Source organism: Providencia sp. PROV004 (assembly GCF_011045615.1).
GTDB lineage: Bacteria > Pseudomonadota > Gammaproteobacteria > Enterobacterales > Enterobacteriaceae > Providencia > Providencia rettgeri.
Genome location: NZ_CP042859.1, coordinates 1433971 through 1460089 on the forward strand (window position 1 = coordinate 1433971; position 26119 = coordinate 1460089).

Here is a 26119-nt window from a genome sequence, read left to right on the forward strand (position 1 = left end):
TCCCCCATTTAGAGTAATGGTGTTTCTCACCGAGCCGGTTTTTACCGGCTTTTTTTTATTTTTTTCGTCATATTTTGCGCCGTGGCTGTGTTGGCTTCACTCCGCTACCCTAGTCACATACCGGTGTATGCTCCTAGGGATATCTTCATTTTTCCGCCTTGCCACAACACAAACTATTTAGAAAAAATCGTTAAGTAAAAGTAAAAGTAAAAGTAAAAGTAAAAGTAAAAGTAAAAGTAAAAGTAAAAGTAAAAGTAAAAGTAAAAGTAAAAGTAAAAGTAAAAGTAAAAGTAAAAGTAAATTTTGTGATGGGCAAAATATTTAGGTTAATTATACAGGAAGATATTAACGGGGAAGTGATTTTGGATTGTAAATTTTTAATGATGGATGAATTCCGCATTTTTGGTGCGAAGTAGGCGGTTTAGTTGGATAATTAGAGCTAAAAGAGGAACTACGCCCACCAAAGTAGGCGTAGAAAAGGATTTACTGCATAAAGGATGGAATCTTGCTTTCAAAATCGGTGATCTGGTCGACATGTTGCAACGTCAAACCAATACTATCCAAACCATTCATCATGCAGTGGCGACGGAAGCTATCAATTTCAAAATGATAGGTTTTATCACCCGCAGTAACTGTTTGAGCTTCTAAGTCTACCGTAAACTGGCAACCTTCATGGCCATTAACATAGTTAAATAGCTCATCTACTTCGGTTTCACTTAATTTAATTGGTAATAATTGGTTGTTGAACGAGTTGCCATAAAAAATATCAGCAAAACTTGGGGCGATAACCACTTGAATACCAAAGTCAGTCAATGCCCAAGGTGCGTGCTCACGGGATGAACCGCAACCAAAGTTTTCACGAGCTAATAAAATACTTGCCCCTTTGAAAACTGGCTTATTTAAGACGAAATCAGGGTTAGGTTGTTGCCCGTTCTCATCTAAAAAACGCCAGTCATTAAACAAGTGTTGGCCAAAACCAGTGCGAGTCACTTTTTGCAAAAATTGTTTAGGGATAATGGCATCAGTATCCACATTGGCTGCATCTAAAGGAGCAACAATCCCGACGTGTGTAATAAACTTTTCCATCATTTTCTCCTTAGATTTGAATATCACGTACATCAGCAAAATGGCCATTAATCGCTGCTGCAGCCGCCATTGCTGGGCTAACTAAGTGAGTACGGCCTGCTCGACCTTGGCGACCTTCAAAGTTACGGTTACTGGTTGATGCACAGCGTTCGCCAGGGTTTAAACGGTCGTTATTCATCGCTAAGCACATAGAGCATCCAGGTAAACGCCATTCAAAGCCCGCTTCAATGAAAATTTTATCTAAACCTTCTTGTTCCGCTTGGGCTTTAACAGGGCCAGATCCCGGAACAACGATGGCTTGCACGCCATTGGCAACTTTTTTTCCTTTAGCAATTGCAGCTGCTGCACGTAAATCTTCAATACGCGAATTAGTACATGAACCAATAAATACTTTATCAATTTTTACATCAGATAATTTAATACCGGACTCTAACCCCATGTAAGCTAATGCTTTCTCCGCAGAAGCACGCTCAACAGGGTCTGCAAATGATTCTGGGGCAGGTATCGGTTGGTTAATGGCAATTACTTGCCCCGGGTTAGTTCCCCATGTGACTTGTGGTGCGATGCTACTTGCTTGAATAGTAATGACTTTATCAAATTGTGCATCATCATCAGTTTTTAACGTTTTCCAATACGCAACCGCGTCGTCCCACTGTTGGCCTTTAGGTGCAAATTGGCGACCTTTCATATAGGCAAAGGTGGTTTCATCTGGTGCGATAATCCCCGCTTTCGCACCTAATTCAATAGCCATGTTGCATACCGTCATACGGCCTTCCATGCTCAAGTTTTCGATGGCTTCACCGCAAAACTCAACAATATAGCCAGTACCGCCTGCGCTACCAGTTGTACCGATAATCGCTAAAACGATATCTTTTGCGGTAATGCCAGCAGGAGCTTTGCCGACGACTTCAATTTTCATTGTTTTAGCGCGTGCTTGTTTCAGTGTTTGGGTCGCCATCACGTGCTCAACTTCTGACGTCCCGATACCAAAGGCTAATGAGCCAAATGCACCGTGTGTTGCGGTGTGGGAGTCTCCACATACAATGGTCATACCGGGTAAAGTGATACCTTGCTCAGGCCCCATCACATGGACAATACCTTGGTATGGGTGATTCAAATCATATAAAGTTACGCCAAACTCTTTACAGTTTTTCATTAACTCTTGCATTTGAATACGAGCCATATCGCCACAAGCATTAATATCTTTGGTTTGCGTCGATACGTTGTGATCCATGGTGGCAAATGTTTTACTTGGTTGATGCAATGGGCGTTTTTTAGTTCTCAAACCATCAAATGCTTGAGGTGATGTAACTTCATGTACCAAGTGACGATCGATATAAATCAAAGGGATTTCATTTTCGACCTCACGGACAACGTGGGCATCATACAATTTTTGATATAAAGTCTTGGCCATGTTAAACCCCTTCTGCAATATAACGAGCAATAATATCGCCCATTTCACTGGTACTTATTGACTGACCTGCACCTGCTAAGTCTGATGTTCTATAACCTTCTTCTAAGGCTTTATTGACTGCACGCTCGATGGCATCTGCCGCATCCGTTTGGCCTAAGCTAAATCTTAACAGCATGGAAGCAGATAAAATTTGTGCAATTGGGTTGGCAATATTTTTTCCTGCAATATCTGGTGCAGAGCCGCCTGCAGGTTCATACAAACCAAATCCAGCTTCATTCAAGCTTGCAGAAGGTAACATGCCCATAGAACCGGTGATCATCGCACATTCATCAGAAATGATATCGCCGAACAAGTTAGAACATAACACCACATCAAATTGAGATGGAGCTTTGATCATTTGCATTGCTGCGTTATCGATATACATATGGCTGACTTCAACATCTGGATATTCTTGAGCAATTTGATTGACCACTTCACGCCATAATACTGAACTTTGCAACACGTTTGCTTTATCGATTGATGTGACTTTGTTATTACGTTTGCGAGCCGATTCAAAAGCAATACGCGCGATACGCTCGATTTCATAGCGGTGATAAACTTCAGTATCAAATGCATATTCTTCTTGGCCTTCACCTTTGCGGCCTTTCGGTTGACCGAAGTAAATTCCACCGGTTAATTCACGGACACAAAGAATATCGAAACCTTGAGCTGCGATGTCTGCACGTAATGGGCAAAATGCTTCTAATGCTTGATATAAGCGAGCAGGGCGTAAATTACTGAATAATTTAAAATGCTTACGTAAAGGTAATAATGCACCGCGTTCAGGCTGGCTATCAGGTGGTAAGTGTTCCCATTTAGGCCCACCGACAGAGCCAAATAATACCGCATCAGCTTCCTCACAACCTGTTACTGTAGCCTGCGGTAACGGTTCACCGTGTTTGTCGATTGCCGCGCCGCCAACATCGTATTCAGTGGTGTTAATTGTTATTGCAAAACGTTTACTGATAGCGGCTAAAACCTTGTGAGCTTGCGCCATCACTTCTGGACCGATGCCATCTCCCGGTAATACGGCAATTTTATAGTTAGACATTGTTAAACTGCTTCCTTTGTGTTTGATTGTGATTCTTGATTTATTTTTTGTTTTTCTTTTTCAACTTGTTCAGAGCGCCAAATGCTATTTAATACATGCACCATGGCTTTCGCTGAAGATTCGACGATATCTGTTGCTAATCCCATCCCGTGGAACTTACGGTTATGGCATTCAACCACGATATCCACTTGGCCTAACGCATTTTCACCATGGCCCTTAGCAGATAACTGGTACGAGACTAATTTCATAGGGAATTGTGTGATGTTGCTGATGGCTTGGTAGATGGCATCAACGGGGCCATTACCGGTCGCCGCTTCAGACTTCACTTCATCGCCACACTGCATTTTGACTGTTGCTGTTGCAACAATACTAGAGCCTGATTGTGTACTGAAATAGTCCATCACGAAGTGGTCAGTTTCATCTTGTTGTTTCGTAAAGAAAGCTAAGGCTTCTAAGTCATAGTCAAAGACTTGACCTTTTTTATCAGCTAAATTCAAAAATGCAGTATACAATTCATCCAATTTGAAGTCTTTACCTTCGTGATACCCCATTTCCTCCATACGGTGTTTAACAGCGGCACGGCCTGAACGTGAGGTTAAATTTAATTGTTGTTCTTTTAAGCCGATAGACTCTGGTGTCATGATTTCGTAGGTTTCACGATTTTTCAACACACCGTCTTGGTGAATACCTGATGAGTGAGCAAATGCGTTACTACCTACAACGGCTTTATTAGCTGGAATTGGTGTATTACATAATTGGCTAACTAATTGGCTGGTACGGTAAATTTCTTTGTGATTAATATTGGTATGCACATTCAACATTTGTTCGCGCAGTTTAATGGCCATAATCACTTCTTCCAATGCCGTGTTGCCAGCGCGTTCGCCTAAGCCATTGATGGTACCTTCAACTTGGCGGGCACCGGCTTGCACAGCACTGATTGAGTTAGCAACTGACATCCCTAAATCATCATGGCAATGCACAGAAATAACAGCTTTATCGATATTTGGCACACGGTTATACAAATCAGTGATAATTCCGCCAAACTGGTAAGGTGTTGTATAACCTACAGTATCTGGAATATTGATTGTTGTTGCACCTGCATTAATAGCCGTTTCTACGATACGACATAAATTATCAGGGTCAGTACGGCCCGCATCTTCACAGGAGAATTCAACGTCATCGGTATAGCGTCTTGCGCGCTTAATGGAATTAATTGCCATATCCATTACGCCATCAAAGGATTTATTTAATTTCTTCTCCATATGTAAATTGGAGGTAGCTAAGAAAATATGGATACGAAAGGCTTCGGCAACCTTTAATGACTCAGCTGCAACATCAATGTCATTTTCAATACAACGCGCTAATGCACAAATTCGGCTGTTTTTGATTTCTCTCGCGATGGTTTGTACGGATTCGAAGTCACCCGGTGAAGAGACTGGGAAACCCGCTTCAATGATATCAACCCCTAAACGCTCTAATGCGAAGGCAATTTGTAATTTTTCTTTGACTGACAAACTTGCCTGTAATGCCTGCTCACCGTCGCGTAAGGTGGTATCGAAGATAATGACTTGGTTGCTCATATTGTGTTCCTCATATCGAATTTTGTTTTTTGCTGAGAGTTATGTTCTTCCAAAGCCGCAGGCATAAAAAAACCCGCGGGTTGCGCGGGTTTTTAATGTTTGTGGACAGTTTGTTTCTATTTTTCGTCCATAAGCATACCGCGCAAATTTAATGCGAGTAGTAGTAGGCTTAGTAGGCGAATAGAAAATGTCATTTTTAACTGTCTCTCTTGAGTATCTTAATCAAACTGTATTTATTGATACGTTATCTTAAAGTTAATGTCAATCATAGATTTTTAGCATATTTTTACCAATCATGAATTATGGCTTCTGGCTGGTGGTTGTTGCTGTTTTTTTTGTGTATCCCTTCTGTTTTGTCTGGATTTTTGCGTTGTTATAAGGGTAAAATTCTTTTGCTATGCTCATTCAAATGCTTTCATGATTAAAGTTATTGATTTTTATGTAATTTTTATTTTTTGATGTAAGGTGAGACTCAAGGTAGGGAATGAATCATCTTCGCCAATACTTTTTAATTAAGTTAATTATCTAATAAATGAGTATTTAAAAAATAATCTGATAATGAGAATATTTATTGATTCTACATACGATTTATTATGATTTCTTGCAAAAATTGCTTTATTATTTTTACGGTGAGTGATTGCAATGCTAATAAGTGGTTATCATTCATTATTTTGATGAATATTTACGTTTTATAATGATATTTATACTGCAAGTTTAATTAATAGGTAAAGTAATATAAACGTCGTTTTAATAAATGCAGGGAAAGCGAAATGACTTATTATCTATAAGTTGTTTTAAGAATAATATTTAATGAATTTATATATTCGTCGGTTTTTTAAGATGAATGACTCTTTTCGTTAATGAAAAATGATAAATATATTAGTGGAGTAAAAAATGACTGATTTTGATACAATTTCAACAGCTAAAAAAGACAGTAGCGATATTCATTTACGTAATGTTGATCTCAACCTATTAACGGTTTTTGACGTGGTTATGCAGATGCAAAACGTAACAAAAGCAGCGCAAGTTCTAGGGATGTCTCAACCTGCGGTGAGTAACGCAGTTTCACGTTTAAAATCAATGTTTAATGATGAGTTGTTTGTCCGGTATGGGCGTGGTATTCAGCCGACATCTCGTGCTAAGCAACTGTTCGGGCCTATTAGGCAAGCATTACAATTAGTTCATAATGAATTACCTAGTGCAGGTTTCAATCCACAAACTAGTGATCGAGTATTTAATTTATCTATTTGTTCACCGTTAGATATTCGTCTAGCTGCTATTATTGTCGAAAAATTTAAGGTAGTTTCGCCTAATATTAATATAGTCATTCATTCTTTTATGGATAATAAAATTGCTCATCAATTAAAATACCAAGAAATGGATTTTTTCCTTGGCTATAATCAATTAGAAAAGACAGAATTTCAACATCAGGTTTTATTTGATGATGAATTGGTATTAGTGGTGGCTAGTCATCACCCACATATTGGTAATTCAATTTCTGAAATTGAATTAAATAATGAACGTCATGCTATTATGTCAATGGATAACATGGGATCATTTAGTAAACCTTATTATAATAATACTGAGTTATCGCATACGATTAGCTATCAAGGTACTGACTTAAATAGTGTCCTGAGTCTTGTTGCTCAAACTGATCTCGTCGCTATTGTGCCAAAATGGCTAGTGAGTCATTACTTTGGACAACTAAAATTACGGACATTAACGTTGCCTTGGCTTCGAGATACACTGCCTTGCTATTTAACTTGGCATGAATCAACGGTTAGGGATAAAGGCCATCAATGGATGAAATCTCAATTTAATCAGTTGATTGAGGAACTCTCTGAACAGGCTGTTGCTGCATAGTACTCCTATTTAAAAATTGTTAGAGGTTGTTGGCGAGCTCAGACATTGTGAGCAATAAATAACGCATATTGTTAAGGGGCAATAACAAATGAAATTGCCCCTTAAAGCCAATAACCTCTATATTTCTATAGACGTGCTTATAACAAAGATAGATACGCCAACAAGGTAATTAACTCATTATCGTGAGCGTTATGATGAGTTTTGTAGCAGACATAACATTTGCACAAAATTTACATATAAATGCTTTTCACGCATCTCTTTAGTCGATACACTGCGAATATTCAGCTAACACTTGTAAGCTGAAATAATAAGAATAGTTAAGTGCTTGTGAATGTACCGAGTAACTTATATCGATAATGAGCTATAGGGAATACACTTTGATTACTGAAAATCTATATCCATACCACTTGGTTAATCGCTTACGTAGCAGGGTTACTGCACACGAATCGGCGAACCGGATAGCTTTCAGTCAATGGGATAACGGGCAACAGAGCTCATTAACTTGGGGCGAGGTAGGCGATCACACATCAGCGATTTCTCGTCGTCTCTTAGCATTAAACGTTATCACACAAGAAAATATTGGGTTATTTGCCCATAACAGCATGAATTGGTCATTGGTTGACTTTGCCGCGTTACAAATTAGGGCTGTCACAGTGCCACTTTATGCAACTAGCAGTGTTGAGCAAGCGGCGTATATTATTAATGATGCCAATATTAAAGTGTTGTTTGTTGGGGACGATATGCAATATCAAGTTGCATGCCAATTGCCAGCTCTTTGTCCTCAATTAACGACGATTATCGTGATGAACGACAATGTTGAGTTGGCTGATATTTCAATCGACACCCTGCATTTATCCACATTTATGGCGCAAGCACAAACCGCATACCAAACGGAACTTGATGAGCGCATCGCTGCACATAATCTCGGTGATTTATTTACCATCATTTATACATCAGGCACTACAGGGGAGCCCAAAGGCGTTATGTTGGATTACTACAACATGGCTGCCCAACTGTATCTCCATGACGAACGATTACAACTAACTGCTGATGATGTTTCTTTAAGTTTTTTACCACTTTCACATGTTTTTGAACGTGCGTGGAGCTTTTACGTTATGCACGTTGGGGCGTTAAACGTTTATTTAACAGACACCAATCAAGTTCGGGAAGCATTAACGGAAGTAAAACCGACTGTGATGTGTGCGGTTCCCCGTTTTTATGAAAAAGTTTATTCAGCAATACACAGTAAAGTGGCCAAAGCACCTCTCATCCGTAGGGCGCTATTTCGCTGTGCAATATCTCTTGGCAAGCGCCGTGTGAAAGCCTTAGCAAAAGGCCACAAACCCTCTTTAGTTAACCGCGCTATTTTTCCGATGGTTGATAAACTGGTTCTCAGTAGAATTCGCGAAGGGTTAGGCGGTCGAATTCGTTTCATGCCAGCAGCTGGCGCCCGTCTTGATGACGATGTGATTGCATTTTTCCTTTCAGCAGGGGTAAATATTAAATATGGCTATGGTATGTCAGAAACCTGTGCCACGGTATCTTGCTGGGAAGAAGGTAAATACCCATTAGGTTCGATAGGTACACCACTATCTTCTGTTTCAGTGCGTATTGGTAAAGACGATGAAATACAAGTAAAAGGGCCAGTGGTCATGAAAGGCTATTTCAATCGACCAATTGAAACCTTGGATACGTTTACAGCAGATGGCTGGCTAAAAACGGGTGATGCAGGAAAGATTGACGAACAAGGCAATTTATATATTACGGATAGGCTAAAAGATTTAATGAAAACGTCTAACGGAAAATATATTGCACCACAGATGATTGAAGGGGTATTAGGGCAAGACAAGTTTATTGAACACATTGCAGTTATTGCGGATGCACGCAAGTTTGTTTCAGCGCTGATCGTGCCTTGTTATGACAGCTTAGAAGAATATGCCCATTCAATAAACCTGAAATATCGAGATCGTTTAGAACTCTTAAAAGACTCAAATATTGTGGCCTTATTTGAGAGCCGTTTAAAAGATTTGCAAAAAAATATCGATAATTTCCACCAAGTTAAGCGTTTTATATTACTACCTACCACATTTTCAATGGAAAAAGGTGAATTAACGCCGACGTTGAAACTGCGCCGTAAAATTATTTCTGAGCGCTATCAATTAGAAATTGAATCGATGTACAAAGAATAATTTACCATCTAATTATCTGACTTACCTGTATTATGGGTAGGTCAGGTCTTGTTTTTGTTCTATTCATATTTATTTATTCAGATTATCACTTAATATTAAAATCAGAATGGTTCCAACTAATTAAAGTTGCACTGTTTTTCCATTCATAGCAGTCATTCTTTCTCCCATTATTTTTATACGCAGTCAATTTATCTATCAAATACCCATGTTCAAGATGATGTGAAAGTTTCGTGATCCTTGCACTGAAATGGTGTTTGCTTCGTTTCAGCCAGAGCGATATGTTAATAGCACGAATTTCACAATTTTAATGATAAAAATAAAGAGGTAGTTCATACCTCTTCACTTGCAAATAATGTCTGGGGGCAAACTCATGGAGATGTTGTCGGGAGCGGAAATGGTCGTCAAGTCGTTGATTGACCAAGGAGTAAAGCACGTGTTTGGTTATCCAGGCGGTGCGGTATTAGATATTTATGATGCACTTCATACAGTTGGTGGGGTAGAACATATTTTAGTGCGCCATGAACAAGCCGCCGTTCATATGGCAGATGGTTATGCACGCTCAACAGGGGATGTTGGGGTTGTTTTAGTGACATCTGGTCCTGGGGCAACAAATGCGATTACCGGTATTGCGACGGCTTATATGGACTCCGTACCAATGGTGGTGTTATCAGGGCAGGTTGCAAGCTCGCTAATTGGTAACGATGCGTTTCAAGAATGCGATATGGTTGGAATTTCAAGGCCAATAGTCAAGCACAGTTTTTTAATTAAAAGCGCAGAAGAAATTCCTGAAACCATCAAGAAAGCGTTTTATATTGCAGCAAGTGGCCGTCCAGGGCCTGTGGTGATTGATTTTCCTAAGGACACCGTTAACCCAGCTTTGAAGTTTGCTTACCGTTATCCAGAGAACGTTTCTTTGCGGTCTTATAACCCTACATTACAAGGACACAAAGGCCAAATCAAAAAAGCATTAACTAAATTGGTTTCAGCCAAAAAACCAGTTTTCTATATTGGCGGAGGGGCGATTAACGCGAATTGCTCTGCTGAACTTATAGAGTTGGCAGAAAAACTGCAATTACCGGTGGTATCAACCTTAATGGGATTAGGGGCTTTCCCAGAAACGCACAAGCAATCCGTGGGAATGCTTGGGATGCATGGAACCTATGAAGCCAACAAGGTGATGCATAACTCGGATGTGATTTTTGCTGTTGGTGTTCGTTTTGATGATAGAACAACGAACAATTTAGAAAAATATTGCCCAAATGCGACCGTCATTCAAATTGATGTTGACCCAACGTCTATCTCAAAAACGGTCAATGCCGATATCCCAATTGTTGGCGATGCAAAACTCACATTAAAACAAATGTTAGGTCAGTTAGACCAAGCTTCAGCCAAACAAGACAACCAAGCACTCACTGCGTGGTGGAAAGAAATTGAGCAATGGCGCAGCAAACAGTGTTTACGTTACGAAACAAGCCAAACAAAAGTTAAACCACAGCAAGCCATTGAAATGATTTATCGTTTAACGAAAGGTGAAGCGTATGTAACGTCTGACGTTGGGCAGCACCAAATGTTCGCCGCATTGTATTATCCCTTTGATAAACCTCGCCATTGGATAAACTCAGGAGGACTCGGCACGATGGGCTTTGGTTTACCTGCTGCTCTAGGGGTGAAATTAGCGCATCCAAAATCGACCGTTGTCTGTGTGACAGGGGATGGTAGCATCCAGATGAACATTCAAGAGCTTTCAACCGCTCTGCAATATGGCTTACCGGTTTTAGTGCTCAACTTAAATAATGGTTTCTTAGGCATGGTAAAACAGTGGCAGGATATGATTTATCAAGGCCGTCACTCACAATCTTACATGCAATCATTGCCTGATTTCATAAAGTTAGCACAAGCGTATGGCCACGTTGGTATTTCGATAGCAACACCTGATGAGCTAGAAGAAAAACTAAAACAAGCCCTTGTTGAAGTGAATGAAAATCAGCGATTAGTTTTCGTTGACGTCAATATTGATGAAACTGAGCACGTTTATCCAATGCAGATCCGTGGTGGTGCAATGGATGAAATGTGGTTGAGCAAAACAGAGAGGACCTGATCATGCGTCGTATTTTATCCGTTTTATTAGAAAATGAATCAGGTGCTTTGTCCCGTGTCATAGGTCTGTTCTCTCAACGTGGTTATAATATTGAAAGTTTGACCGTTGCACCAACAGATGACCCAACCCTGTCACGTATGACTATCCAAACTAAAGGGGATGCAAAGGTTCTGGAGCAAATTGAGAAACAATTGCATAAACTAGTTGATGTGTTGCGCGTCAGTGAGCTGACAGCGTCAGCACATATCGAACGTGAAATCATGTTAGTGAAGCTACAAGCCTCTGGATATGGGCGTGATGAAGTGAAGCGCTGTGCAGATATTTTCCGTGGACAAATTGTTGATGTCACCCCAACGCTTTATACCGTTCAGCTAGCGGGGACAAGCGAAAAACTGGACGCTTTCATCGAATCAGTGCGTGGTGTTGCTGAAATTGTTGAAGTTGTACGCTCAGGGATCGTCGGTGTTTCGCGCGGTGATAAAATTATGCGATGAAAAATTTATCTTCCGAAGGTAGAATAATCGCGTTTAAGGCCCCGAATGACTCGGGGCTATTCCCAAAATTGTAAAGAGGTTAACGTGAAACTGGATGAGATAGCCCGTCTAGCGGGTGTTTCCCGCACAACGGCTAGTTATGTGATCAACGGCAAGGCCAAGCAGTATCGAGTCAGCGATAAAACTGTAGAAAAAGTGATGGCAGTCGTCAGAGAGCACAATTACCATCCAAATGCAGTTGCTGCGGGGCTACGAGCAGGGCGTACCCGTTCTATAGGGTTAGTGATCCCTGACTTGGAAAATACGAGCTATACCCGTATAGCAAATTACCTTGAAAGGCAGGCGCGTCAGCGTGGTTATCAATTGTTGATAGCATGCTCAGAAGACCAACCCGACAATGAAATTCGTTGTGTTGAACACCTTTTACAACGACAAGTTGATGCCATAATTGTTTCGACAGCATTACCGCCAGAACACCCGTTCTATCAGCGTTGGGCGAATCGTTCTTTACCGATTATCGCACTGGATAGAGCCCTTGAAAAAGAACACTTTATTAGTGTTGTTGGTGATGACCAAGAAGATGCTTTCATGATTTCAGCAGAATTACGCAAATTTAAAGCTGAATCGGTATTGTATCTGGGGGCGTTACCTGAATTATCAGTCAGTTACCTGCGCGAGCAAGGTTTCCGTAAAGCATGGCATGAAGACCCGCGCAAGATTGATTACCTGTATGCAAATAGCTATGAACGCGATTCAGCCGCAGAGGTTTTTGCTCATTGGCTTGATAGTGGCAACAAGATGCCAGACGCACTATTTACAACATCATTCTCCTTACTACAAGGCGTGCTAGATGTCGCATTGAAGCGCAGTGGTCGTTTACCTGAGCATATGGTTATTGCCACATTTGGTGATAATGAATTATTAGACTTCCTTGAATGCCCAGTGCTTTCTTTGGCACAGCGCCATAGAGACATCGCTGAACGCATCTTAGAATTGGTGCTTGCCAGCCTTGATGAAAAGCAAAAACCAGAACCTGGTATTACACGTATTCGTCGTGATTTATGTCGCCGTGGAAGTTTAGGTCGTAAGCAGTAATAAAATAGACTTAACTTTAATCGAACAGTGAATATTTACACGATAATGAGTGATGTTGGTCACAATAATGAGTAATATAACGGCCCCTATCTTGTAGGGGCTTTTTTTTTATAGGCAAAAATTAGGTAAATATTTAACTTTAGGATTTATCTTAATTGGTTTGTTGCGGATTTTAAAATGAAAGCTAAATCGGATAAATAAATTAATATAAATTTATTATGGTTGTATTACTGATTTGTGCGATAAATATTTTGAATTAAATTACTGTTTATTAAAACAGTTATTTATTCTATTGATATGTAATGATTTTATTTTATTGGCAGCACGTTTTGGGCCTATTTAAAAATTAATGACTATTTGAGGACTCAACAGAAGTAAATAACCGGTACAAGATACACTGATTAAAAATGAGACATAAGTTGAATTTCCATTAATTTGTATGATTTTACAGCAAACTATTATGTTAGCGCTTATTTAGGTGATACTTAATAAAATATGTTAATCATATCAACTTGTTATTTCCCATTTTATTTCCAAGTTAGATTTTACCTCCCCTTATTTTTTCTGAATTGTTCTGTAAATAAAGCTAAAGCCGGATGTTACTGGCTTGACAACGTTTTCATACCATTCGTAAACTTTATATGTGGTGAATTGTGGGGTAAAGTGGGTGGGTGGAAAATAAAAGGGGGTTAATCGGGTATGTTTCGTGGGGCAACACTGGTTAATCTCGACAGCAAAGGGCGTCTAACCGTGCCAACTCGTTATCGAGGAATGCTGAACGAGGAATCGAAAGGGCAAATGGTTTGTACCATTGACCTTCACCAGCCATGCCTGTTGCTTTATACCTTACCTGAATGGGAGATTATCGAGGAAAAACTTTCTCGGCTATCGACGATGAACCCAGCAGAACGACGCGTGCAACGGCTGTTATTAGGTCATGCAAGTGAATGCCAAATGGACAACGCGGGGCGTCTTTTGTTAGCCAGTACATTGCGTCAACACGCAGGGCTAACCAAAGAGGTCATGTTGGTTGGCCAGATTAATAAATTTGAACTTTGGGATGAACAGACTTGGTATCAGCAAGTGGAAGATGATATTGCCGCTGAGCGCCTTACCAATGAACCACTTTCAGCCCGCTTACAGGATTTGTCACTTTAATAATGACGCAACAGCAATTTAAACACGTAACAGTATTACTGGATGAAGCCGTGAACGGTTTAAACATTAAACCTAACGGTATCTATATCGATGGCACTTTTGGTCGTGGTGGCCATTCAAGGTTGATATTAAGCCAGCTTGGCGCACAAGGAAGGTTAATCGCCATTGACCGTGATCCAGAAGCCATAAAAGCGGCACAGGCTATCGATGACCCGCGTTTTATGATTAAGCATGGCCCATTTTCTGCGATTGCAGAGTATGTGGAAGAAGAAGGGTTAACAGGGAAAATTGATGGCGTATTACTTGACTTAGGGGTTTCTTCACCGCAGTTAGATGACCCAGAGCGTGGTTTTTCCTTTATGCGTGACGGGCCGTTAGATATGCGAATGGACCCAACCAAAGGGCAATCCGCACAGCAATGGTTGATGGACGCAGAAGCGGATGACATTGCTTGGGTATTGAAAACCTTTGGAGAAGAGCGTTTTGCGAAACGAATTGCGAGAGCGATTGTTGAACGTAACCATAACCCAGAGGAAGAGCCATTAACACGTACACGGCATCTTGCAGAGTTAATTGCCAAAGTCAGTCCGATGAAAGACCGACATAAACACCCTGCAACACGTAGCTTCCAAGCGATTCGTATTTATATTAATAGCGAATTGGAAGAGATTGAAAAAGCGTTAGAAGGCGCTATGAACGTTTTAGCACCACAAGGGCGCTTATCGGTTATCAGCTTCCATTCTTTGGAAGATAGATTAGTAAAACGGTTTATTCGCAAAAATAGTAAAGGACCATCAGTGCCAGCCGGTATTCCACTGACTGAAGCGCAGATTAAAGAGTTAGGCGCAGCGCAGTTACGTGACCTAGGTAAGATGAAACCTTCGGAAAACGAAATTGACGAAAATCCTCGCGCACGGAGTTCTGTGTTGCGGTTTGCTGAAAAGGCGGCGGAATAATGGTTCCAGAAAGGCACAGCCTAGCTCGCGTCATTGGGCGTGATTTATTTCGTTATGGCATCGTTCCTTTGATTTTATTGGCTGCAATTATAATCAGTGCCGTTTTTGTTGTGACTACCGCACATGAAACGCGTTTGTTAACGGCAGCTAAAGATAAATTGTATGAAGAAAAAGACTTATTAGATATCGAATGGCGCAATTTGATCCTTGAAGAAAACGCCCTTGCGAGCCATAGCCGAATAGAACGTTTGTCGGTTGAAAAATTACAGATGGTACAAGTTGAACCATCACAAGAAAAAATTATTGTTTCTAAGCAATAAAAAGGTTCCTAATGAAAGCACCAAAAACAGCGAAAAATAAGAAACAAGAAGAAAGTACCAGCTTTGTCCGCTGGCGCTTTATTTTGCTGTGCGGATGCATTGTCTTGGCGTTAGCAGGGTTGCTGACGCGGGTGGCTTATCTGCAAATTATCGCACCAGAGAAACTGGTGAAAGAAGGCGATATGCGCTCTTTACGAGTGCAAGAAGTCGCAACTTCCCGAGGCATGATCAGCGACCGAGAAGGGCGGCAACTGGCGGTGAGTGTGCCAGTTAATGCAATTTGGGCTGACCCCAAAGAAGTGTTCGAAAAAGGGGGGATCAGCAATGACGAGCACTGGAAAGCATTAGCGGATGCCCTTGAGATCCCATTAGAACAAATTACCAGCAAAATATCGGCCAATCCAAGAGGCCGTTTTGTGTATTTAGCGCGTCAAGTTAACCCATCTATTGGCGATTACGTTAAAAAACTAAAAATACCTGGTATTTACTTACGCAAAGAGTCTCGTCGTTATTATCCATCAGGCCCAGTTACCGCTCACTTATTGGGGGTAACAAATATTGATGGCGAAGGTATTGAAGGTGTCGAGAAAAGCTTTGACCGTTGGTTAAAAGGTGCACCAGGTGAACGTACAGTTCGCAAAGACCGTAATGGGCGAGTGATTGAAACGATTTCCTCTGTTGACAGTCAAGCTGCGCATAATCTGACATTAAGTATTGATGAACGCATTCAATCCATTGTTTACCGTGAATTAACACGTGGTGTACAGGAAAATAAAGCTGAATCAGGCGTAGCAATTTTAGTGGATGTTCATACCGGTGAAATTTTAGCAATGGCAAATAGTCCATCCTATAACCCAAATAATTTAACGGGTACATCAATGGATGCGATGCGTAACCGTGCTATCACCGATATTTTCGAGCCGGGCTCAACAGTGAAACCCATGGTGGTAATGAGTGCGCTACACAACAAAATTATTAAAGAAAACTCAGTAATTAATACTTATCCATATCGTATTAGTGGTCATGAGATCAAAGACGTAGCACGGTATGCTGAACTAACAATTACTGGGATTTTACAGAAGTCGAGTAACGTAGGTGTTTCAAAACTTGCGTTAGCGATGCCTGCCACTGAGCTGGTGGATGTGTATAGCCGCTTTGGGTTTGGCAAGCCGACTAATCTGGGGTTAGTCGGGGAAAGTAGTGGCATCTTTCCAAGTAAAAAAACACGGTGGTCTGATTTAGAAAGGGCCACCTTTTCTTTTGGCTACGGGCAAATGGTAACACCGTTACAGTTAGCGCGAGCCTACGCAACTATCGGTAGTTTTGGTATTTATCGGCCATTATCTATCACGAAGGTTGACCCTCCTGTATCAGGAACACGTGTTTTTCCTGAGCCGATCATGCGAACAGTGGTTCATATGATGGAAAGTGTGGCTTTACCCGGAGGCGGGGGAGCACGAGCAGCAATTAAAGGCTATCGCATTGCTATTAAAACAGGGACTGCGAAGAAAGTGGGTCCTGAAGGGCGTTACGTTGAAAAATATTTAGCTTACGCCGCGGGTGTGGCTCCTGCGAGTAACCCACGCTATGCGTTAGTAGTGCTCATCAATGAGCCTAGTGCAGGTAAATACTACGGTGGTGCGGTATCTGCACCGATATTTGGTTCAATCATGGGAGGGGTTCTACGGTTGATGAACGTTGAACCCGATGCATTGCAACCAAATGAACAAAATGAAATTGTAAATAGTCAAAAAGAGGTTAAAAGTGGCAGATCGTAATCTTTGTGATCTACTCTCACCCTTTGGTGTGAGCACAACTCCAATCTCACTGCGTGAGATGACGCTAGACAGTCGAAAGGCTGCCGCGGGCGATCTGTTTATTGCAATAAAAGGCCATCAATCAGATGGGCGACACTATATTCCTCAAGCAATTGCTCAAGGGGTTTCTGCTGTGATAGCGGAAGCGGAAGGTGAAGCTGTTGAAGGTGAAATTCGTTTCGTTCATGGCGTCCCTGTCATTTATTTAAATGACCTGAATAATCGTTTATCAGCCCTTGCGGGGGAGTTTTATCAGCAGCCATCAGCTAATATGAAACTCGTTGGTGTGACGGGTACAAACGGTAAAACAACGACGACACAATTAATTGCTCAGTGGGCTCAAGGGCTAGGGGAAACTAGCGCTGTAATGGGAACCGTGGGTAATGGCCTATTAGGCCATGTGTCGCCAAGCGAAAATACTACCGGCTCTGCGGTAGATATCCAACTTGAATTGACCCAATTATTGAACCAAAAAGCGACATTAACAGCGATGGAAGTGTCTTCCCATGGCTTAGTGCAAGGCCGAGTTGCTGCCTTACAGTTTGATGCCGCGGTGTTTACCAATTTAAGTCGTGATCACCTTGATTATCATGGCGATATGGAAAGCTATGAAGCCGCAAAATGGCTGTTGTTTTCCACGCATAATACAAAATCGCAAATCATTAATGCGGATGATGCTATTGGCTTGAAATGGCTACAACGTTTACCACAGGCGTGCGCAGTGACCATGGAAAACCGTATCCCAAATGACTGGCAAGGCCCATGGCTAAAAGCCACTGAGGTTGAATATCACGATAAAGGTGCCAGCATCCATTTTGATTCCTCATGGGGAAATGGGCGCTTTGAAAGCCCATTAATGGGTGCATTTAATGTCAGCAATTTATTAGTGGCAATGGCAACTTTACTAATGATGGATTATCCGTTAGATAAACTGCTGGCTACTACCTCTTCATTATCACCAGTATGTGGGCGTATGGAAGTATTCAGTGCACCGAATAAACCGACAGTCGTCGTTGATTATGCGCATACTCCTGATGCCTTAGAAAAAGCTTTAGCGGCAGCACGCTTACATTGCAAAGGTCAATTATGGTGTGTATTTGGTTGCGGTGGTGACCGTGACAAAGGCAAGCGTCCACTAATGGGGGCTGCTGCAGAAGAGTATGCAGATAAAATCGTGATCACAGACGACAACCCGCGCAGTGAAGACCCTATCGATATTATTAATGATATTATGGCGGGCTTATTAGATTCCAGCCGTGCTTTGGCCATACCGGGTCGTCCAGAAGCCGTGACAAACACTATTTTGCAGGCATCTCCTGATGATGTGATTGTGATTGCTGGTAAGGGGCACGAAGATTATCAAATTATTGGTCAGCGCAAGTTAGATTACTCAGACCGTCTAACGGTAGCTCGTTTGTTGGGGGTAATCGCATGATCCCTTTAACACTCGCTCAATTGGCACAAATTACCCAAGGGCTGATTGAATCAGCTCCAGACACCAATGCAATGGTTAGCGCGGTTAGTACTGATAGCCGTAAAATTGCTGAAAATTGCCTATTCATTGCGTTAAAAGGTGAACGCTTCGACGCCCATGATTTTGCGCAGCAAGTCGTTATGGCGGGCGCTAAGGCGTTACTCGTTGAGCGCAAACTAGAAGTGAATTGCCCACAAATTATCGTGAAAGACACGCGTATCGCGATGGGCCAACTGGCTGCATGGGTTCGTCAGCAGAGTAGAGCCCGGGTCGTTGGCTTAACGGGGTCTTCAGGCAAAACATCGGTCAAAGAAATGACTGCGTCCATTTTATCTGAGCGCGGTAAAACCTTATATACTGCTGGTAATTTAAACAACGATATAGGTGTGCCTTTGACCCTATTTCGTTTAACCCATGATGATGATTTTGCAGTGATAGAAATGGGCGCTAATCATCCAAATGAAATTGCCTACACAACCAATGTTGTCAAACCAGAAGCCGCATTAGTTAACAATTTATTTGCTGCACACTTAGCGGGTTTTGGTTCACCGGAAGGGGTTGCTAAAGCGAAAGGTGAAATTTATCAAGGTATTCCAGAAGAAGGAACTGCAATTGTTAACCTTGATAGCTACAGTGAAAAGTGGCAGTTTCAGCCACGTCAAACCGTTTGGTATTACTCACTAACGCCACAAGCAAAAGTGGATTTCTATCCTTCTGATATCCAAGTGAACCAGCTGACAACGGATTTTGTGTTACACACTCCCGTTGGTAGTGTTGATATCACCTTGCCATTACCAGGGCTGCATAACATCGCTAATGTGTTAGCGGCGAGTGCATTAGCCATTTCAGTCGGTGCTAGCCTCGACAATATTAAAAATGGCTTAGCGAAAACGAAGTCGGTACCGGGGCGGTTATACCCTGTGCGCTTAGCGGAGCACAAGGTGGTTTTAGACGACACTTATAACGCAAATGATGGTTCGATGATCGCAGCAATCCATGTTCTCGAAAAAATGCCAGGTTACCGCATCTTAGTGGTGGGGGACATGGGTGAACTGGGCGATTATGCAGAAGATTGCCATCAGCGTGTTGGTGTCGCCGCTAAACAAGCAGGCTTAGACAAAGTATTCAGTGTTGGTCAATTAAGTGAGTTGATCAGCCAATTTAGTGAATGTGGTGAGCATTTCACAGTGAAATCCGATTTATTAACCCGACTAATTCCGCTAGCACAGCAGAAGGACGTTGTTTCTATTTTAGTTAAAGGTTCACGCAGTTCCGCGATGGAAGATGTTGTGAATGCATTGAAGGAGTGCTTCGAATGTTAGTCTGGCTTGCCGAAATGTTGGTCCACAAGTTTTCTGTTCTGAACGTCTTTTCTTATTTGACGTTCAGGGCCATTGTCGGTTTGCTGACGGCACTTGCCATTGCTTTGTGGATGGGGCCGCATTTAATTGCTTATTTACAAAAAATGCAAATAGGCCAAGTCGTTCGTAATGAAGGCCCTGAGTCTCACTTTAGTAAGCGCGGAACCCCAACTATGGGCGGGTTATTGATTTTATTTTCAATCACCGTTTCAACTTTGTTATGGGCTCGCTTAGACAACCCTTATGTTTGGTGTGTATTACTTGTGTTAGTTGGTTATGGCATTGTCGGTTTTGTTGATGACTACCGTAAAGTGGTACGTAAAGACACTCGTGGTCTAATAGCACGTTGGAAATATTTTTGGCAATCCGTGATTGCGTTAATTGTTGCCTTTTCCATGTACGCGATTGGTAAAGACACCCCAGCAACGCAGCTAGTGGTGCCATTTTTTAAAGATGTGATGCCACAACTGGGCATGCTGTATATTTTGCTGACTTACTTTGTGATTGTAGGAACCAGTAACGCAGTAAACCTAACAGATGGTTTGGATGGCTTGGCTATCATGCCAACGGTATTTGTCGCTGCAGGTTTTGCATTAGTGGCATGGGCAACAGGTAATGTTAATTTTGCCAGTTACTTACATATTCCATTTTTACCACATGCAGGTGAATTAGTGATTGTCTGTACTGCCATTGTGGGGGCAGGGTTAGGCTTCTTATGGTTTAACACATATCCAGCCCAAGTATTTATGGGTGATGTTGGCTCATTGGCTCTTGGTGGTGCACTAGGAACTATCGCTGTATTACTGCGCCAAGAGTTTTTATTAGTGATTATGGGTGGTGTGTTTGTGGTTGAGACATTATCCGTTATTTTACAAGTCGGTTCATTTAAATTGCGCGGGCAACGTATTTTCCGCATGGCACCAATTCATCACCATTATGAATTGAAGGGTTGGCCAGAACCTCGCGTTATCGTGCGCTTCTGGATTATCTCATTAATGTTAGTCCTCATTGGGCTAGCAACCTTGAAGGTGCGTTAAGATGGTCGATTATCAGGGTAAGAACGTCGTTATTATTGGGCTGGGGATCACTGGCCTATCTTGCGTTCATTTTTTCCTTGCGCGCGGCGTTGTGCCTCGTGTTATGGATACCCGTGCAGTGCCTCCGGGGGTAGATAAACTCCCTGCGAACGTGGAATGCCATAGTGGCAGCTTGAATAATAGCTGGTTACAGGCAGCCGATTTAATTGTCGCGAGTCCAGGGATTGCGTTGGCAACACCTCAGTTGCAGGAAGCGGCAGAAAACGGCATCGAAATTGTGGGTGATATCGAATTGTTTTGTCGTGAAGCCGATGCACCGATTGTCGCCATTACAGGTTCAAATGGTAAAAGTACCGTCACGTCATTGGTTGGTGAAATGGCTAAAGCTGCGGGTATTTCAGTTGGTGTTGGTGGCAATATTGGTACGCCAGCGCTTTCATTACTCAATGCAGGGCATCGTCTATACGTTTTAGAACTTTCCAGCTTCCAATTAGAAACCACTTCAAGTTTAGAAGCGACCGCCGCGACAGTCTTAAATATTAGTGAAGATCATATGGATAGATACCCATTAGGTCTAGCGCAGTATCGTGAAGCTAAATTAAAAATTTATAACGATGCTAAAAACTGCATTGTTAACGTACAAGATGCACTGACCTTACCTGTCAATCATACCTTGGAAGAATGTATTAGCTTTGGCTTAAATAGTGGTGATTATTTCTTTGATACCCAAAAACGGGTGTTAGTGGCTCAAGGAAAAGAGCTGCTCGCTGTCAATGAGATGCACTTAACTGGCCAACACAATTACCTCAATGCGTTGGCCGCGCTAGCACTGGCAGATGCGGTGAGTATTCCTCGCCCAGCTTGCCTTCAAGTATTGAAAGACTATGCGGGGTTAGCGCATCGTTTCGAATTAGTGTTATTCAATAACGGTGTTCGCTGGATTAATGACTCGAAAGCCACCAATGTTGGAAGTACTGAAGCGGCGTTAAATGGGTTACATGTGGACGGCAATATCTACTTATTATTAGGTGGTGATGGCAAGTCAGCTGATTTTTCACCATTAAAACAATATATTGCTGCGGATAACTACCGTTTATATTGCTTTGGCCGTGATGGCAAAGAGTTAGCGGATATGGCACCTGAAAAATCAGTTTTGACTGAGACGATGGAACAAAGCTTACGCCAAATTGCGCCTCAACTAAAAGCGGGGGACATGGTGCTGTTATCCCCAGCGTGCGCCAGTTTGGATCAGTTTAAAAGTTTTGAGCAGCGTGGAACTGTCTTTGCTCAATTAGCCCAGGAGCTAGGTTAATGACGATACCGGGTGCGATGCGTTTAAAAAATTGGGTCATTGGTGAAAAAAATGGCGTGATTTCAGGCTCAACGCTTTACGACCGTACATTGGTGTGGTTGGCATTCGGTTTAGCCGCGGTTGGCTTTATTATGGTCACCTCTGCGTCCATGCCAGTTGGCCAGCGCTTAACCGAAGACCCGTTTTATTTTGCTAAGCGTGATGTGGTGTATATCGTTATCGCATTTATTTTAGCTCTAGGTGTTATGCGTATTCCGATGGCGGTTTGGGAGAAGTACAACTTCATATTGTTGATGGCTTCTCTTGGCATGCTAGTCGTGGTGTTGGTTGCAGGAAGTTCCGTTAACGGGGCATCACGCTGGATAGACATCGGTTTGGTAAAAATTCAGCCGGCAGAAATTTCGAAATTTACGTTGTTTTGCTACGTATCCAGTTATTTAGTGCGTAAATCTGATGAAGTCAGAACCCGTTTTCTTGGCTTTATCAAACCGATGTGTATTTTGATTGTTATGGCGTCTTTGCTTTTATTACAGCCTGACTTAGGGACAGTTATCGTCTTAGTGGTTACCACTCTCGGGTTGTTGTTTTTAGCAGGAGCAAGGTTAGCCCCCTTTATTATTGGTATTGCCGCTTGTGCGGTGGGGGTATTGGCTTTGATTTGGTTCGAGCCGTACCGCTTACGTCGAGTCACGTCATTTTTGAATCCATGGGATGACCCGTTTGGAAGTGGTTATCAGCTAACTCAATCTTTAATGGCCTTTGGTCGTGGTGAAGTATTTGGGCAAGGGCTTGGAAATTCAGTACAAAAATTAGAATATTTGCCAGAAGCACACACAGACTTTATTTTCTCGGTTTTAGCTGAGGAGCTCGGGTACTTTGGCGTTGTATTGGTTCTGCTGATGGTCTTTATGTTGGCATTTAGAGCAATGATGATCGGCCGTCGTGCATTGATGTCAAACCAATTATTCGGTGGTTATTTGGCTTGTTCTATTGGTATTTGGTTTACCTTCCAAGCGTTAGTTAACGTTGGCGCCGCATCAGGTATGTTACCGACAAAAGGTTTAACACTACCGCTAATTAGTTATGGTGGTTCGAGTTTACTGGTGATGGCTGCTGCCATTGCGATATTACTGAGAATTGATTTTGAAACACGCCTTGAAAAAGCGCAGGCGTTTGTAAGGAGCACTAAATGAGTCAGGCAAAGAAATTACTCGTCATGGCAGGTGGAACCGGAGGGCATGTTTTTCCGGGGTTAGCCGTGGCTCATTATTTGCAGGCTCAAGGCTGGGAGATCCGTTGGTTAGGTACGGCTGACCGAATGGAAGCTACATTAGTGCCGAAACATGGTATCGATATTGAATTCATTCAAATTTCGGGTCTCAGGGGCAAAGGTATCGCAGCGCAACTGGGGTCGCCATGGCGTATTTATAAAGCGATTCGCCAAGCCAAAACAATTATTAAGCGTTATCAACCCGATGCTGTATTAGGTATGGGGGGCTATGTTTCGGGGCCCGGCGGTATTGCAGCATGGCAATGCGGTGTTCCTGTTGTACTTCATGAGCAAAATGGTATCGCGGGTTTAACGAACAAATGGTTATCTCGAATCGCAAAAAGAGTATTACAAGCCTTTCCGGGGGCATTTCCTAACGCACCAGTTGTCGGTAATCCAGTACGTGAAGATGTTTTAGCACTACCTGCGCCACAGGTTCGTTTAGCTGGTCGTGAAGGTGCTATACGTGTATTAGTTGTTGGTGGCAGCCAAGGGGCTCGAATTCTAAATCAAGTGATGCCGCGAGTTGCTGAAAAAGTAGGCAAACAGTTAAATATCTGGCATCAAGCGGGAAAAGGCAGTAAGGAATCGACAGAAGCATTGTATAATGAACATATGCAAGTTTCAGTCAATTCCGAGTATAAAGTTACTGAATTTATTGATGATATGGCGCAAGCTTACGCATGGGCAGATATTGTTGTCTGTCGGTCAGGTGCATTAACAGTGAGTGAAATTGCAGCCGCAGGTTTACCGGCTATTTTTGTGCCTTTTCAACATAAAGATCGTCAACAATATTGGAATGCATTACCGCTAGAAAAAGCGGGAGCGGCTAAAATTTTAGAACAATCACAATTTACCGCAGATGCTGTGGCGAGCTTATTAGAACAATGGGATAGAAACGAATTACTCTCAATGGCCGAAAAAGCGCATAGCTGTGCAATTACAGACGCAACTGAGCGAGTTGCTACCGTGATTTGCGAAGTGGCTAAATAATATTAGCCATAATTGATATCGAATTAATTAGAAGCGAAGAAATATAGTGAATACACAACAATTAGCGAAATTAAGAACATCAGTGCCAGAAATGAGAAGAGTTAGGCACATCCATTTTGTCGGCATCGGCGGTGCTGGCATGGGTGGTATCGCTGAAGTGTTGGCAAATGAAGGCTATGAAATTAGTGGTTCAGATTTAGCACCGAATGCAGTGACTCAACAATTAACCGCATTAGGGGCAACGATTTACTTTAATCACCGCCCAGAGAACGTTGAAGACGCGAGTGTTGTTGTCGTATCAACGGCTATCTCGAGTGAGAACCCTGAAATTCAAGCCGCCAAAGAATTGCGTATTCCTGTTATTCGTCGTGCGGAAATGTTGGCTGAATTAATGCGTTACCGTCATGGTATTGCCGTTGCAGGTACCCACGGGAAAACGACCACTACAGCAATGATTTCTGGGATTTATGCACAAGCAGGTCTTGACCCCACATTTGTGAATGGGGGGTTAGTTAAATCAGCAGGAACACACGCACGTTTAGGTAGTAGCCGTTACTTGATTGCAGAAGCCGATGAAAGCGATGCATCGTTTTTACATTTGCAACCGTTAGTTGCGGTCGTGACAAATATCGAAGCTGACCATATGGATACTTACCAAGGCGACTTCGATAATTTAACGAATACATTTATTAATTTCTTGCATAATCTGCCGTTCTACGGGCGTGCAGTAATGTGTATTGATGATCCTGTCATTCGTTCGTTGCTACCTAAAATTGGTCGCTACATTACTACTTATGGCTTTAGTGAAGATGCTGATGTGCGTATTACGCAATATGAGCAAAAAGGAAATCAAGGCTTTTTCACCATTGCTCGTGAAAATATGCCAGAGCTGACTGTGGTTCTAAATGCACCGGGACGTCACAATGCGCTCAATGCGACAGCCGCAGTAGCTGTTGCCACAGAAGAAGGTATTGACGATTTACATATTTTATCTGCACTAGTTGAGTTTCAAGGTACGGGGCGCCGCTTTGATTTCTTAGGGAATTTCCCTCTGCGTAATGTAAATGGCAAAGAGGGTGAAGTGATGCTAGTCGATGACTATGGCCACCACCCAACAGAAGTGGATGCAACGATTAAAGCCGCGAGAGCGGGTTGGCCAGATAAACGCATTGTTATGGTATTCCAACCACATCGTTATACCCGTACTCGTGACTTATACGATGATTTTGTGAATGTTTTAGGGCAGGTAGATGTACTGCTAATGCTAGATGTCTATTCAGCGGGTGAAAAGCATGTACCGGGTGCAGATAGCCGCTCATTGTGCAGAACAATTCGTGGTCGTGGTCAGATTGATCCTATTTATGTTGCCGATACTGAACAAATTCCGCATATATTAGCTCAAACTCTTGATGAAAATGATTTAATTTTAGTTCAAGGCGCAGGAAATATTGGTAAAATAGCTAAAAACCTAGCTGAAGCAAAATTACAGCCACCGATGGTTGAGGAATAAAA

At 42.2% G+C, this 26119-nt stretch carries 20 protein-coding genes; 16 read left to right on the plus strand and 4 right to left on the minus strand.

The genetic code is table 11. The features are described from left to right. Positions 1-483: 483 nt before the first annotated feature. From leuD to leuA, 4 genes are read right to left on the minus strand one after another with little or no spacing between them, the layout of a single operon-like run. Positions 484-1089 (minus strand): 3-isopropylmalate dehydratase small subunit, encoded by a 606-nt coding sequence (leuD, locus tag FVA69_RS06250; RefSeq protein WP_117162798.1) that lies wholly within the window; start codon positions 1087-1089, stop codon positions 484-486. Between the two features lie 7 nt (positions 1090-1096). After that, a complete protein-coding gene (gene leuC, locus FVA69_RS06255) occupies positions 1097-2500 on the minus strand; it encodes a 3-isopropylmalate dehydratase large subunit (RefSeq protein WP_004913219.1) in 1404 nt (467 codons plus the stop codon). A 1-nt stretch (position 2501) separates the two neighbouring features. Then, entirely contained in the window at positions 2502-3590 is a 1089-nt protein-coding gene (gene leuB, locus FVA69_RS06260; RefSeq protein ID WP_164528551.1) for a 3-isopropylmalate dehydrogenase, read from the minus strand. 2 nt (positions 3591-3592) lie between these two features. Continuing rightward, positions 3593-5170, minus strand: a complete 1578-nt coding sequence (leuA, locus tag FVA69_RS06265; protein WP_004262054.1) for a 2-isopropylmalate synthase — start codon at positions 5168-5170, stop codon at positions 3593-3595. A gap of 894 nt (positions 5171-6064) precedes the next feature. Between leuA and leuO the strand changes: the two genes are divergently transcribed. From leuO to murC, 16 genes are all read left to right on the plus strand, one after another. Further along, entirely contained in the window at positions 6065-7033 is a 969-nt protein-coding gene (leuO, locus tag FVA69_RS06275; protein ID WP_164528552.1) for a transcriptional regulator LeuO, read from the plus strand. Between the two features lie 356 nt (positions 7034-7389). Beyond that, positions 7390-9222, plus strand: a complete 1833-nt coding sequence (locus FVA69_RS06280; RefSeq protein WP_198635042.1) for an AMP-dependent synthetase/ligase — start codon at positions 7390-7392, stop codon at positions 9220-9222. 370 nt (positions 9223-9592) lie between these two features. Further along, entirely contained in the window at positions 9593-11320 is a 1728-nt protein-coding gene (ilvI, locus tag FVA69_RS06285) for an acetolactate synthase 3 large subunit (protein WP_004913206.1), read from the plus strand. Positions 11321-11322: 2 nt separating this feature from the next. Then, positions 11323-11814 carry an acetolactate synthase small subunit gene (gene ilvN, locus FVA69_RS06290; protein WP_004262045.1) on the plus strand — a complete coding sequence of 164 codons (492 nt, stop codon included), beginning with the start codon at positions 11323-11325 and terminating at the stop codon, positions 11812-11814. Between the two features lie 84 nt (positions 11815-11898). After that, positions 11899-12909, plus strand: a complete 1011-nt coding sequence (gene cra / locus FVA69_RS06295) for a catabolite repressor/activator (RefSeq protein ID WP_004913203.1) — start codon at positions 11899-11901, stop codon at positions 12907-12909. Positions 12910-13608: 699 nt separating this feature from the next. Then, complete coding sequence (mraZ, locus tag FVA69_RS06300) at positions 13609-14067, plus strand: division/cell wall cluster transcriptional repressor MraZ (RefSeq protein ID WP_004262043.1); 459 nt, start codon at positions 13609-13611, stop codon at positions 14065-14067. Between the two features lie 2 nt (positions 14068-14069). After that, positions 14070-15023 (plus strand): 16S rRNA (cytosine(1402)-N(4))-methyltransferase RsmH, encoded by a 954-nt coding sequence (rsmH, locus tag FVA69_RS06305; RefSeq protein WP_004913197.1) that lies wholly within the window; start codon positions 14070-14072, stop codon positions 15021-15023. Further along, positions 15023-15343 (plus strand): cell division protein FtsL, encoded by a 321-nt coding sequence (ftsL, locus tag FVA69_RS06310; RefSeq protein WP_004913196.1) that lies wholly within the window; start codon positions 15023-15025, stop codon positions 15341-15343. Before rsmH ends, ftsL begins: the two co-directional genes overlap by 1 nt. A gap of 11 nt (positions 15344-15354) precedes the next feature. After that, the gene (gene ftsI, locus FVA69_RS06315; protein WP_004913194.1) at positions 15355-17121 is read left to right on the plus strand and encodes a peptidoglycan glycosyltransferase FtsI; all 1767 of its coding nucleotides are present in this window, start codon (positions 15355-15357) and stop codon (positions 17119-17121) included. Further along, positions 17108-18595, plus strand: a complete 1488-nt coding sequence (gene murE, locus FVA69_RS06320; RefSeq protein WP_004913192.1) for a UDP-N-acetylmuramoyl-L-alanyl-D-glutamate--2,6-diaminopimelate ligase — start codon at positions 17108-17110, stop codon at positions 18593-18595. Before ftsI ends, murE begins: the two co-directional genes overlap by 14 nt. Further along, a complete protein-coding gene (gene murF, locus FVA69_RS06325) occupies positions 18592-19956 on the plus strand; it encodes a UDP-N-acetylmuramoyl-tripeptide--D-alanyl-D-alanine ligase (RefSeq protein ID WP_164528553.1) in 1365 nt (454 codons plus the stop codon). Before murE ends, murF begins: the two co-directional genes overlap by 4 nt. Next, positions 19950-21032 (plus strand): phospho-N-acetylmuramoyl-pentapeptide-transferase, encoded by a 1083-nt coding sequence (gene mraY, locus FVA69_RS06330; protein ID WP_004262035.1) that lies wholly within the window; start codon positions 19950-19952, stop codon positions 21030-21032. The genes murF and mraY overlap by 7 nt, the downstream gene beginning before the upstream one ends. A 1-nt stretch (position 21033) precedes the next feature. Continuing rightward, a complete protein-coding gene (murD, locus tag FVA69_RS06335; RefSeq protein ID WP_004913186.1) occupies positions 21034-22344 on the plus strand; it encodes a UDP-N-acetylmuramoyl-L-alanine--D-glutamate ligase in 1311 nt (436 codons plus the stop codon). Further along, positions 22344-23537: a cell division protein FtsW gene (gene ftsW, locus FVA69_RS06340; protein ID WP_109912942.1), complete on the plus strand. Its 1194-nt coding sequence runs from the start codon at positions 22344-22346 to the stop codon at positions 23535-23537. Before murD ends, ftsW begins: the two co-directional genes overlap by 1 nt. After that, a complete protein-coding gene (gene murG, locus FVA69_RS06345) occupies positions 23534-24607 on the plus strand; it encodes an undecaprenyldiphospho-muramoylpentapeptide beta-N-acetylglucosaminyltransferase (protein WP_109912941.1) in 1074 nt (357 codons plus the stop codon). The genes ftsW and murG overlap by 4 nt, the downstream gene beginning before the upstream one ends. A gap of 46 nt (positions 24608-24653) precedes the next feature. Further along, positions 24654-26117 carry a UDP-N-acetylmuramate--L-alanine ligase gene (gene murC / locus FVA69_RS06350; RefSeq protein WP_004913175.1) on the plus strand — a complete coding sequence of 488 codons (1464 nt, stop codon included), beginning with the start codon at positions 24654-24656 and terminating at the stop codon, positions 26115-26117. The last annotated feature ends 2 nt before the right edge of the window (positions 26118-26119 follow it).

Bases quoted from the DNA above. Each gene is read 5' to 3' on its own strand.
- leuD (WP_117162798.1), bottom strand. From the start codon at position 1,089: ATGATGGAAAAGTTTATTACACACGTCGGGATTGTTGCTCCTTTAGAT.
- leuC (WP_004913219.1), bottom strand. From the start codon at position 2,500: ATGGCCAAGACTTTATATCAAAAATTGTATGATGCCCACGTTGTCCGT.
- leuB (WP_164528551.1), bottom strand. From the start codon at position 3,590: ATGTCTAACTATAAAATTGCCGTATTACCGGGAGATGGCATCGGTCCA.
- leuA (WP_004262054.1), bottom strand. From the start codon at position 5,170: ATGAGCAACCAAGTCATTATCTTCGATACCACCTTACGCGACGGTGAG.
- leuO (WP_164528552.1), top strand. From the start codon at position 6,065: ATGACTGATTTTGATACAATTTCAACAGCTAAAAAAGACAGTAGCGAT.
- FVA69_RS06280 (WP_198635042.1), top strand. From the start codon at position 7,390: ATGAGCTATAGGGAATACACTTTGATTACTGAAAATCTATATCCATAC.
- ilvI (WP_004913206.1), top strand. From the start codon at position 9,593: ATGGAGATGTTGTCGGGAGCGGAAATGGTCGTCAAGTCGTTGATTGAC.
- ilvN (WP_004262045.1), top strand. From the start codon at position 11,323: ATGCGTCGTATTTTATCCGTTTTATTAGAAAATGAATCAGGTGCTTTG.
- mraZ (WP_004262043.1), top strand. From the start codon at position 13,609: ATGTTTCGTGGGGCAACACTGGTTAATCTCGACAGCAAAGGGCGTCTA.
- rsmH (WP_004913197.1), top strand. From the start codon at position 14,070: ATGACGCAACAGCAATTTAAACACGTAACAGTATTACTGGATGAAGCC.
- ftsL (WP_004913196.1), top strand. From the start codon at position 15,023: ATGGTTCCAGAAAGGCACAGCCTAGCTCGCGTCATTGGGCGTGATTTA.
- ftsI (WP_004913194.1), top strand. From the start codon at position 15,355: ATGAAAGCACCAAAAACAGCGAAAAATAAGAAACAAGAAGAAAGTACC.
- murF (WP_164528553.1), top strand. From the start codon at position 18,592: ATGATCCCTTTAACACTCGCTCAATTGGCACAAATTACCCAAGGGCTG.
- mraY (WP_004262035.1), top strand. From the start codon at position 19,950: ATGTTAGTCTGGCTTGCCGAAATGTTGGTCCACAAGTTTTCTGTTCTG.
- murD (WP_004913186.1), top strand. From the start codon at position 21,034: ATGGTCGATTATCAGGGTAAGAACGTCGTTATTATTGGGCTGGGGATC.
- ftsW (WP_109912942.1), top strand. From the start codon at position 22,344: ATGACGATACCGGGTGCGATGCGTTTAAAAAATTGGGTCATTGGTGAA.
- murG (WP_109912941.1), top strand. From the start codon at position 23,534: ATGAGTCAGGCAAAGAAATTACTCGTCATGGCAGGTGGAACCGGAGGG.